The following is a 10,091-nucleotide window of genomic DNA, read 5'->3' as shown; positions in this document are numbered from 1 at the left end:
GTCACCAACGTCATGGCCGAGTACACCTAGTCCCGCCCAGCCGCCTCTCCGGGGGCCTCCACCACGGAGGGCACGGCCCGTTCGGCCGGGCCTGCCTCGGTCCTCGGCGCCGAAGCGCCCGCAGCGCGTCCCCTCCGCAGCGCGGCGGCCACGGCCGTGCCGAGTCGGCGCAGGGGCGAGCGGCGAGCACTCCCCGGGACGGTGACCGGACCCGCCGTCCGAGGCGGGCCCGGGTCCGCGAGCTCGCGCAGCGCCTTCCGCAGGGGGCTCTTGGGCGCCGCCTCGGCGAGCAGTTGACCGCCGAGCAGGGCCCGGTCGCAGGCCGCCGGGTCGGCCGGCAGGAACGCCGTGATGGGCAGACCCGGGCCGAACCGCCGCCAGACCGCGGTGATCTGGGACTGCGGCGCGGTCCCGGAGGCTGCGGGACGGACCTTGTTGACCACCACCTCCGGCTCCGGGCCGTCCGGCACCGCCTCGCGGAGCGCGTCCACACCGCGCATCAGCCGGGGCAGCCCGACGGAGTCGCCGCCGCCGACGGCGAGGATGCGGTCCGCGGCCCGGAGAGCGGCCAGGGTCGCCCCGTTGCGCTGGGGTGCGGGGATGTCGAAGCTGAGCTCCTCGTCCTCTTCGAGGCAGAAGCCCACGTCCATCACGACCTCGTCCCAGCCCTCACGCGCGCACCGCATCACCTCCTCGAGTGCGGCGCCGCGCAGCTCGGGCCAGCGCTCCGGCCGGGTCAGTCCCGTCAAAACGCACAGGTCCGCGCCGGCGGCCCGGACCCGCACGGCCGCGCTGTCCAGGGCGCTGCGGTCAAGCCGTCCCCGGTCCGCGGCCCGGGCGGCCTGGGCGAGTCCGGCGGACTCGTCCGTGAGCCCGAGCAGCACCCCCGCCGCCGGTGCGTAGGTGTCCGCGTCCACGAGCAACACCCGGGCCCCCAGTGCGGCGGCCTCGGCGGCGAGGTTGACGGCCACGGTGGTCCGCCCCGGAGCCCCGGCCGGACCCCAGACAGCGGTGATCCGTCCGGCCCGCGGCCGACCCGACCCGGATGCGTCCGGGGTCGCGGCCGGGCCGGACGCTTCCGTGCCGCCGGCAGACGAGCGCCCCGCACGGACCCGCCGAGGATCTGCCTCGCCAGTGCTCCCGGACTCCTCCGGCGCGGTGTCCGCGGAGCCGAACTCGCCGACGGTCCCCGGATCCTGTGCCTCGGATGCGTCGGCACCGCCCGCCGGGGCCCCGTCAGCGGAGGCGCCGCCCGTGCCGGACGGGGACCGGCCGCGCCCCTGCGCCGCGTCCGCCGTCCTGCCGGGTCCTCCCACCGCATGTCCGGGCCGGAAGGCACCACCGTCCGCGACGGCGTTCTGCTCGATGCCCTGGTCGGCGGCCTGTTCCGGGCCTTGGCCGGCCTCCGGCCCTGTCCCGGTCAGCGTCTCGGGCAGGGGCTCGGCGTCGTCCGCGGCCGGGTCCTCCGCCTCGCGGACGTGGCGCAGGCCGGTCTGCGCGTCCCGAGCCGCGGCGGCGAGGGCGTCCGCCAGCTCCAGCGGGTCGACGTCGGCGCGGAGCGTGCGGACGCCGAGGGCACGGGCCCGCGTCCGATCGGCCGAGACCTCGGACACCGCCACGAGGCCGACGGGACGGGGCAGGGAGTCGAGTTCGCCGAGCAGTCCCCGGGACAGCGGCGCGAGGTCTCCGGCCATGAGCAGGACATCGACGGTGCCGGAGCGGGCGACGGCGAGCAGCTCGGCGGCGTCCTCCACGCGCCGCAGGACGGTGACCTCGGACTGCACGCGCTCGAGCGGTCCCACCAGGTCCAGTCCCGGGACGAGGGTGGTCGCGACGAAGACCCGCATGTCAGTGACCGCCAAGGGTGGGGACGACGGTGATGCGGGCGTCGCGCACCTTGGCCTCCAGCAGCTCCGGCAGCTGGTCGGGGCCGACCATGGCCTGGACACGGATGCCCTCCCCCGCGCCGAACGCCCCGGTGTCCTCGACCAGCTCCGAGAGCTCGACGCGCTCGGCGATGCGCTCCGGGCGGGCGTAGCCGCGCCCCTCCTCTTCGGGCAGCGCCACCCAGACGTCCACCCGGTCTCCGACGCCGACGCCGGCGGGCAGCGGCTCGGCGAGGCTGAGGCCGACCGGCCTGCGCTGCTGCGGGTCTGCCTCCACGACGCCGCCTGCCGGGATGAGCTCCCCCTCGCGGACCGCGGCGAGGAGCATGCTGTCCACGGGCGCCGGCTCGTCCGCCGAGAGGTAGTGTCCGTCTGCCCCGGAGAGGTTGGCCTCGACCGGGACGAAGTGGTGCTCTGCCAGGGGTGCCCCGGGGGCCAGGTCCTTCTTCGCCGCCCAGTAGGCCTGGGTGCGGTCGGCCGACTGCAGCAGGGCGACGACGCCGGCCACCGAGGCCAGCACGAGCAGCAGTCCGACGATCAGCCGCGGGTCCCTCCAGCGTGGTCGGCGCAGGCGCGCGGCGGTCTCGGTCCCAGTGGATGCGGGCACGGAAGGTCCTCCCCCTCATGGCGTCGTCGGGCCGCTTCCCGTCGCGGCCCGCGTCCCCCTCGTCGACCCCCGTTCCGGGTCGGAGACGCCCCGCCAGCATACTGACGCGTCACCCGGCGATGCGAGCCACGCCACACCCCTGTGGACAGCGGGGCCTGTGGACGCAGGCCGCCCGATCGGCACGGAGGGTGTTCAATGGTGTGGACCGCTCCCGGGCGGGCTCCCGATCTTCACGGCGGCGCCCGCCACACGACGAACGAGGTGACCATGCCGCGCTTCCTGACCCTGACCGACGTCGCCGAGACGCTGAACGTCTCGATGTCCCAGGCCCGCGCGATGGTCCGCAGCGGCGAGCTGCCGGCGATCCAGGTCGGCGGTCGAGGCCAGTGGCGCATCGAGCAGACGGTCCTCGAGGAGTTCATCGCGGACCAGTACGCCGCGACCCGCCGCAAGGTGGAACAGTGGGCCAAGGAGGACCAGCAGGCCTGAGCGGCCCCTCCTGCACGAGCGCGGGTCGGGTCCGGGACCGATCCGCCGGATCAGAGCGCGTGTCCGGCCGTGCGCACAAGGGCCACGGCCTCCAGCGGCACGACGAGGACCCCGCGCACGGACGATGCCCTGCGTGCGTCGTCACGGGCGTGCCTGGCGACGTCGATGTGGTCCGCCCCCACCCGGTCCACCGTCCCCTCCACGACGACGGCCCCGTCCAGGCCCACGACCTCGACCGCCGCGCGCGACCTGGCCACCCGGCGCAACACCGAACCCAGGGTCGGCCCACCGCCGAGGTGCCCCTCTGCGGTGACGGCCGCCGCCAAGGGGCCGTCCACCGCCGTGATCGCCGCCTGCCGGACCAACACGGAGTCTCCGCCCGGCGTCCGCCCGCCGATCCACCCCTCCCCCACAGCCTGCACGGTCAGCTCGCACTGGTGCCCGTGACGCAGCAGCAGCCTCAGCGGGCGCCCGCGGGCGCCTCGCAGGCGGGCCGCCAACGGCAGGCCGGCCCACTCGCCACGGGTCAGCTCCGCCGCCTCGGCGAGGGTCTGCGCATGCAGCTGCCGCTCCCACTGGGCCTCCAGGTCTGCGAAGAGTCCGTCCCACCTCATGCCGCCAGCGTACCGAGGCGCGTCCCCCACACAGCCTCGTACATCACCAAAGAACATCAAACGAGATCATCTTCCAGCTCTTGACATCATTCGACCCCACCTGTTGACTATGGGCACGATCACACATCGGAGCGCGGGCTCCGAGACGTCACCGGAGGGGAAGACCATGACCGTGACCGCACCGAGGGCCGCATCGTCCTCCACCTGGACCGCCGCGGCGAACGACTCGGCGACGACGCCTGGCCGCCGGCTGCGAGGAGCAGACCTGCTGTCCGCCGCCGCCTGCACGGTCGCCGGGCCAGCGTTCCTGTCCCTGGCGGACCGCCTGGCCGGGACGGCCCCGCAGACCGGCACGGCACGCCTCGAGCAGCTGCTCGCCCTGGGATGTGCCGCCCTCGGCCTCCTCCTCTGTCTCGCGTGGGCCGTCGCCCTGGTCAGCACCGCGCTCTGGGTGGTCGCCGCCCGCCGCGGAAGCAGGCACGCCGACGTCCTGGCCCGGTTCAGCCCGGCGCTGCTGCGGCGTCTGGCCGCAGCGTCCTTCGGGATCCACATCGCCCTCGCCCCCGGTGCCGCCGCGCACGACGCGCCCTCCGCCGCGTGGCTTCCGGCGCCGCCCGTCTCCGCGCAGACCGTCGGAGACGGCCCGTCCGCCCACTGGCTGCCCGACGCCCCCTCGCCCACCGGCCCGGGCCTGGCCCCTGCGCGCCGTGCCGACACCTCCGCCCCGACCGTGACCGTGGTCGACGGCGACTGCCTGTGGGACCTGGCCGCCGCCGAGCTCGGGCCGGACGCCACCGTGCTCGAGGTCGACGCCCGCTGGCGCGAGTGGCATCGCCACAACCGGGAGCTCATCGGTGACGATCCCCACGTCCTCTACACGGGGACCGTCCTGGAGGTCCCGCCGCACACCGGACACGTCCCACCCGCAGAGGACGGCCGGCCATGACCCGCATCACCCGAGCGACTCTCTCTCAGACCGCACCGCAGACCATCCCTGAGCACCAGGAGGACACGATGACCGCCGTCGACATGACCGACACCCCCGAGACCGCTGGCCCCCGCGCGCCTCGCCTCTCGTCAGGACGACCGCTCGTGGCCCCCGCTCCGGGAGGGCGGCCCCCGGCCAGGGGCACCGTCGGCGGCAGCCCCGCCGCCGTCCGGAACACCGTCGGTCGCTGGTCCTCCCTGGCCGCGCCTGCAGGCACCCTGCCCGGCCAGGCCGAGCTCACCCGTCGTGCCCGTGACGAGCGGGGCCGTGAGGATCACCGCGCGGTCCGGACGCTCGTGGGCGTCATCGCACTGGCCTGTGTGGAGGCGGAGGTGGGCCGCCGGCATCTGCGCGACCTGGCGGCCTGGCTCGACCTGCCGGTCTATGACAAGGTGGCCCGGCGCATCGCCCTGCTGGAGCGGACCGGGGCACGGATGACCACCGCCCAGCCGCCACGTCCCGTCGGCGCCCGCGTCTGCGAGGTCGCCCCCGGCCGGGTCGAGGCCAGCGCCTCCATCCGCTGCGGGGACCGGGTCCGGGCCATCGCACTGCGCATGGAGCGCCGGCTGAGCCGCTGGCGCGTGGTGGCCGTGGAGATCGGCTGAGCCGCCGCCCGCCCCTCCGGACACACGAGAACGGTCCGTCGCCTCCTGGAGGTGACGGACCGTCGTCGTGGAGGGGCGTGGACCCCGGCGGGCTGCTCCGGACGGGACCGTCCGGAGCGGGTCAGCGACCCTTCTTCTTCGCGGCCTGCTCGGCCCGACGGCGCTCGCGGCGTGAGCTGTACTGGGTGGTCGCGTCGGTCTCGCCGGAGCCCTGGCCCACGCCGTCGCCGCGATCGCGGCGCACCACGGTACTGCCGTCCTCTCCAGGACCGGACATGCGCAGCTGAGCGGGGCGGCGCGGAGACTCCAGACCCTCCACGTTGACCTGCGGCAGCATCGTCGCGCCACGGGCGTCCGCCACACCGGGCAGGGACACCGGCTTCGGCGCCGCCGAGATGTCGGCGGAGAACAGGGTGCGCACGGAGTCCTCACGGATGCCGGCCATCATGGCCTGGTAGAGCAGGTAGCCCTCGCGCTGATACTCCACGAGCGGCTCGCGCTGCGCCATGGCGCGCAGGCCGATGCCCTCCTTGAGGTAGTCCATCTCGTACAGGTGCTCCTGCCACTTCTTTCCGATGACCGAGAGCACCACGCGGCGCTCGGCCTCGCGCAGGGCCTCGTCGCCGACCTGGGCCTCGCGGTCCTCGTAGGCGAGCAGGGCGTCCGAGGCGAGCTCGCGCTTGAGGGTGGCGGCCTTCAGGCGCGAGAGGCCGCCGGCCTCCTCCACGACCTCCTCATGCGTGATGCCCACCGGGTAGAGGGTGCGCAGGTCGGTCCACAGCTGGTCCAGGTCCCACTCGGCGGCGGTGCCCTCCTCCGTCGCGGCGTCCACCATGGCGCCCACCGCGTCCTCGACGAAGTTCCGGACCTTGTCCCTCAGGTCCTCGCCTTCGAGGATCGAGCGGCGGTCCGCGTAGATGGCCTCGCGCTGGCGGTTCATCACGTCGTCGTACTTCAGGACGTTCTTGCGCTGCTCGGCGTTGCGGCCCTCGACCTGGGCCTGCGCGTTCTGGATGGCCGAGGAGACCATCTTGAACTCGAGGGCCATGTCGTCCGGGATCGCGGCGGAGTTCATGATGCGCTGGGCTGCGCCCGGGTTGAAGTTGCGCATCAGCTCGTCCGTGAGGGACAGGTAGAAGCGGGACTCGCCCGGGTCGCCCTGGCGGCCCGAACGGCCGCGCAGCTGGTTGTCGATCCGGCGGGAGTCGTGGCGCTCGGTGCCGAGCACGTAGAGACCGCCTGCCTCGATCACCTTGTCGTGTTCCTCCTTGACCGCGCGCTGGGCATCCTCGAGGACCTGCGGCCACTTCTCCTCGTAGGCCTCGGAGTCGGTCTCGGGGTCCAGGCCAAGCTCCTGCATGCGGGCGACGGCGGAGAACTCGGCGTTGCCGCCGAGCATGATGTCGGTGCCGCGGCCGGCCATGTTGGTGGCGACGGTGACGGCACCGAGGCGGCCCGCCTGCGCCACGATCGCGGCCTCGCTGGCGTGGTTCTTCGCGTTGAGGACCTCGTGGCGGATGCCCTTCTTGGCGAGCAGCTTGGAGAGGTACTCGGACTTCTCCACGGAGGTGGTGCCCACCAGCACCGGCTGCCCGGTGGCGTGGCGCTCGGCGATGTCCTCCACCACCGCGTCGAACTTGACCTTCTCGTTCTTGTAGACGAGGTCGTTCTTGTCGACGCGCCGCTTCTCCTTGTTCGGCGGGATGACGACCACGCCGAGCTTGTAGGTGTTGGCGAACTCGGCGGCCTCGGTCTCGGCCGTGCCGGTCATTCCGGAGAGCTTCTCGTACAGGCGGAAGTAGTTCTGCAGGGTGACGGTCGCCAGGGTCTGGTTCTCCGCCTTGATCTGCACGCCCTCCTTGGCCTCGATGGCCTGGTGCATGCCCTCGTTGTAGCGGCGGCCCGGCAGCACGCGGCCGGTGTGCTCGTCGACGATCTGGACCTCGCCGTCGAGGACCACGTAGTCCTTGTCCCGCTTGAACAGCTCCTTGGCCTTGACGGCGTTGTTGAGGAACTGGATGAGGGTGGTGTTCTGCGCCTCGTAGAGGTTCTGGATGCCGAGGTGGTCCTCGACCTTCTCGATGCCTGGTTCGAGGACGCCGACGGTCTTCTTCTTCTCGTCCACCTCGTAGTCGGTGTCGCGCTCGAGGCGGCGGACCATGCGGGCGAACTCGCCGTACCAGCGGTTCGCGTCCCCCTGGGCCGGGCCAGAGATGATCAGCGGGGTGCGGGCCTCGTCGATGAGGATGGAGTCGACCTCGTCGACGATCGCGAAGTGATGCTCGCGCTGGACGAGCTCGTCCAGCGACCACGCCATGTTGTCGCGCAGGAAGTCGAAGCCGAACTCGTTGTTCGTGCCGTAGGTGATGTCCGCCTGGTACTGCCGACGGCGGGTGGCCGGGTCCTGGCCCGAGACGATGCAGCCGGTCTCCATGCCGAGGAAGCGGAACACGCGGCCCATGAGGTCGGCCTGGTAGGAGGCGAGGAAGTCGTTGACCGTGACGATGTGCACGCCCTTGCCCGTCAGGGCGTTGAGGTAGGCCGGGGCGGTGGCGACGAGGGTCTTGCCCTCACCGGTCTTCATCTCCGCGATGTTGCCCTGGTGCAGGGCGACACCGCCCATCAGCTGCACGTCGTAGTGGCGCTGGCCCAGGGTGCGGCCGGCGGCCTCGCGCACCGCGGCGAAGGCCTCCGGGAGGATCTGGTCGAGGGTCTCGCCGTCGGCGAGGCGCTCCGTGAAGCGGTCGGTCTCCTCCCGCACCTGGGCATCCGTCATGGCCCGGAACTCGTCCTCGAGCACATTGACGGCGTCCGTGATGCCCCGCAGCCGCTTGACGGCCCGGTTGTCCGAGATCTTGAGGATGCGGTCGATGATCGAGGGCACTGGCTTCTTCAGCTCCTTGCACGGTCGGGCGCGGACCGGCGGGGGCCTGCGGGCATGGTGGTGCCCGGGATAGAGGCCTGCGCCGGAACGTGGTCTGCGTGACAGTCTACGTCCGGCCGGCCGAGTGTTCGCTGAACGTGGACCGCGCCGGGCGTGCGCCCCGCGGACGGGGTCGTCCGCTCAGTCCCCGCGCAGCCTCCGAGCCAGGTCTCCCGGTGCACCGGAGGGCACGACGGGCCGCGGACACGGTCCGGACGCGGCGACGGCGCCCGTCCCGGTCAGGGCGGGCGCCGTCCGGCACGGAGCAGGTGCCGCTCACTCGGCGGCGGCCGCCTTCTTCTCGCCGTAGAAGCGCTCACGGCCGCCGTCCGGCACATGGTCCGCCGGCAGCGACTCGTCGAGGCTGATGACGCCGTACTGCCAGCCCTGCCGGCGATAGACCACGCCGGGCACGCCGGTCTCGGAGTTCTGGAACAGGTAGAAGTCGTGGCCGACGAGCTCCATGGCGTCGACGGCCTCATCCACCGTCATGGGCGTGACGGGGAACGTCTTCTCACGGATGCGGACGGGAGTGTCCTCGGGGACGTCCATGCCCGCGGCCTGCTCCTCCGCCTTGCGGGCGGCGAGGACCTGCTCGACGAGCGAGACGTTGGAGTCGACCGGGACCATGTCCGCGGTGGCCTCGGCCACAGAGGCCTGCCGGCGGCGGTCCTTGCGGCGGTCGTGCAGCCGGCGCAGGCGCTCGGACAGGCGCGTGAAGGCCTTGTCGAAGGCCACCGTCTTGTCGTCGTCGTCCGCCTCGGTGCGGACCACGGTGCCGTTGCCGCGGAGGGTGACCTCCACCTTCACGTTCTGCTCGGAGTGGCGCTGGCTGGAAGGCCTGGACGTCTTGACCTCGATGGAGTCCGCGCCGGCGGCGAGGTGCTCGAGTCGGGCGACACGCTCACGGACGTGCTCGCGGTAGGTCTCGCTCGGCGTGATGTTGCGGGCGATGAAGCTGACATCGATGGTCATGGCGTCCTCCTAGGGTCGTCCTGTCGCTTCCCGCGGCCCTCCCACGCCGGCCTCGGCCGGACCCGGAGAGCACAACGGCGGCTGGTGGAGAGCGTCTCACTCCTTCCAGCCGCCGGCGGGGCGGGATCGGAAGACCGATCCCGTGCCTCCACCCTACGTGAGGCAGGACACACTGTCAGCTTCGCCGTCAGCCTCGTCGGAGCGTTCCGCCGACGGCGAATCCGGGGGCGCCACCCCGGCCACCGCGGCAGCCGCGACCGGCACCCCGCCCGCTCTGCGGACCTGACGCGCCAGTGCCGCCAGCGTCGCACCGGTCGTGACCACGTCGTCCACCAGCACGACCGGGGTCCCCCGGGCCAGCCGACGGCCCACCCGCCAGCCGCGCCGGCGACGGCGCCGGGCCACTGAGGTGGCGCCCGCGTGGGAGGCCGCCGCCGGCGCCAACAGGTCCGCCGCACCGGGCAGGGCGGGCCGGACCACGTCGCGGCGCACCGCGGCCGGCCAGGGCAGCGGCGCCGCCAGCAGCTCGGCCACCGGATCGCAGCCGCGTCGCAGGTGGCCGGTCAGGGAGCCGGGGACGGGCACGAGCACCGGCGGTGGGGCCTGCTCGCCCAGACGGCCCGCGGCGATGTGCTCGGCCGCCCAGAGCGCCCGCACGTCCGGGTCGTCCAGGGCAGCATGGACGGCCTGCAGCAGGCCCGGTGCGAGCAGGCGGCGCAGGTGCAGCGCATCGTGGTCTTTGAAGGCGAGCACGGCGGTGGACAGCGGTGCCGCGTACTGCCCGGCGACGATCGTCGGCAGGGGCGCACCGGTGAGGACCAGCGGCAGGGCCGCCGCGTGCTCCTCGATGCGGACCGGCGCGGACAGGGCGTGCCGCAGCGCCGCCGTGCAGTCGGGACACAGGCGCCGGCCCGGTGCGGCGCAGACGGCACAGTCGGCCGGGAGGAACAGGTCGATGACGTCGGCGAGCAGCGAGGACATGGGGCCAGTCCACCCGTCCTCGC

General features: G+C 73.4%; 9 protein-coding genes. 3 read left to right on the top strand and 6 right to left on the bottom strand.

Features of this window, described 5'->3' with window-relative positions:
• Positions 1-26: 26 nt before the first annotated feature.
• Positions 27-1,847, bottom strand: coding sequence for a CpaE/TadZ family protein (locus HMPREF2863_RS03025; protein ID WP_070637770.1), 1,821 nt, complete (start codon positions 1,845-1,847; stop codon positions 27-29).
• A 1-nt stretch (position 1,848) separates the two neighbouring features.
• On the bottom strand, positions 1,849-2,493 hold the full coding sequence (locus HMPREF2863_RS03020; RefSeq protein ID WP_067191294.1) for a CpaB family protein: 645 nt from the start codon (positions 2,491-2,493) through the stop codon (positions 1,849-1,851).
• 267 nt (positions 2,494-2,760) lie between these two features.
• Here HMPREF2863_RS03020 and HMPREF2863_RS03015 point away from each other — a divergent pair, with 267 nt between their 5' ends.
• Positions 2,761-2,982 (top strand): helix-turn-helix domain-containing protein, encoded by a 222-nt coding sequence (locus tag HMPREF2863_RS03015; protein ID WP_067191302.1) that lies wholly within the window; start codon positions 2,761-2,763, stop codon positions 2,980-2,982.
• A 50-nt stretch (positions 2,983-3,032) separates the two neighbouring features.
• Here the strand turns inward: HMPREF2863_RS03015 and HMPREF2863_RS11755 are convergent, their stop codons facing one another.
• Complete coding sequence (locus HMPREF2863_RS11755; RefSeq protein WP_067191292.1) at positions 3,033-3,596, bottom strand: hypothetical protein; 564 nt, start codon at positions 3,594-3,596, stop codon at positions 3,033-3,035.
• Positions 3,597-3,762: 166 nt separating this feature from the next.
• Between HMPREF2863_RS11755 and HMPREF2863_RS03005 the strand changes: the two genes are divergently transcribed.
• The gene (locus tag HMPREF2863_RS03005) at positions 3,763-4,542 is read left to right on the top strand and encodes a LysM peptidoglycan-binding domain-containing protein (protein WP_070637768.1); all 780 of its coding nucleotides are present in this window, start codon (positions 3,763-3,765) and stop codon (positions 4,540-4,542) included.
• Positions 4,539-5,189 carry an Rv3235 family protein gene (locus tag HMPREF2863_RS03000; protein ID WP_067191288.1) on the top strand — a complete coding sequence of 217 codons (651 nt, stop codon included), beginning with the start codon at positions 4,539-4,541 and terminating at the stop codon, positions 5,187-5,189. The genes HMPREF2863_RS03005 and HMPREF2863_RS03000 overlap by 4 nt, the downstream gene beginning before the upstream one ends.
• 121 nt (positions 5,190-5,310) lie before the next feature.
• Here HMPREF2863_RS03000 and secA read toward each other — a convergent pair whose 3' ends face one another.
• The 3 genes from secA to HMPREF2863_RS12010 all read right to left on the bottom strand — a co-directional run bounded on the left by secA (position 5,311) and on the right by HMPREF2863_RS12010 (position 10,068).
• The gene (gene secA / locus HMPREF2863_RS02995; protein WP_070637766.1) at positions 5,311-8,073 is read right to left on the bottom strand and encodes a preprotein translocase subunit SecA; all 2,763 of its coding nucleotides are present in this window, start codon (positions 8,071-8,073) and stop codon (positions 5,311-5,313) included.
• Between the two features lie 315 nt (positions 8,074-8,388).
• Entirely contained in the window at positions 8,389-9,087 is a 699-nt protein-coding gene (gene hpf / locus HMPREF2863_RS02990) for a ribosome hibernation-promoting factor, HPF/YfiA family (RefSeq protein ID WP_070637764.1), read from the bottom strand.
• Between the two features lie 153 nt (positions 9,088-9,240).
• Entirely contained in the window at positions 9,241-10,068 is an 828-nt protein-coding gene (locus HMPREF2863_RS12010) for a hypothetical protein (RefSeq protein ID WP_070637762.1), read from the bottom strand.
• Between the last annotated feature and the right edge of the window lie 23 nt (positions 10,069-10,091).

It is taken from the genome of Micrococcus sp. HMSC067E09, from assembly GCF_001812555.1.
Taxonomy (GTDB): domain Bacteria; phylum Actinomycetota; class Actinomycetes; order Actinomycetales; family Micrococcaceae; genus Micrococcus; species Micrococcus lylae.
The sequence above is the reverse complement of the archived record's forward strand: the minus strand, read 5'-3'. Positions and strand labels throughout refer to the sequence as shown.

Bases quoted from the DNA above. Each gene is read 5' to 3' on its own strand.
- HMPREF2863_RS03015 (WP_067191302.1), top strand. From the start codon at position 2,761: ATGCCGCGCTTCCTGACCCTGACCGACGTCGCCGAGACGCTGAACGTC.
- hpf (WP_070637764.1), bottom strand. From the start codon at position 9,087: ATGACCATCGATGTCAGCTTCATCGCCCGCAACATCACGCCGAGCGAG.
- HMPREF2863_RS03000 (WP_067191288.1), top strand. From the start codon at position 4,539: ATGACCCGCATCACCCGAGCGACTCTCTCTCAGACCGCACCGCAGACC.
- HMPREF2863_RS12010 (WP_070637762.1), bottom strand. From the start codon at position 10,068: ATGTCCTCGCTGCTCGCCGACGTCATCGACCTGTTCCTCCCGGCCGAC.
- HMPREF2863_RS03005 (WP_070637768.1), top strand. From the start codon at position 3,763: ATGACCGTGACCGCACCGAGGGCCGCATCGTCCTCCACCTGGACCGCC.
- HMPREF2863_RS11755 (WP_067191292.1), bottom strand. From the start codon at position 3,596: ATGAGGTGGGACGGACTCTTCGCAGACCTGGAGGCCCAGTGGGAGCGG.
- HMPREF2863_RS03025 (WP_070637770.1), bottom strand. From the start codon at position 1,847: ATGCGGGTCTTCGTCGCGACCACCCTCGTCCCGGGACTGGACCTGGTG.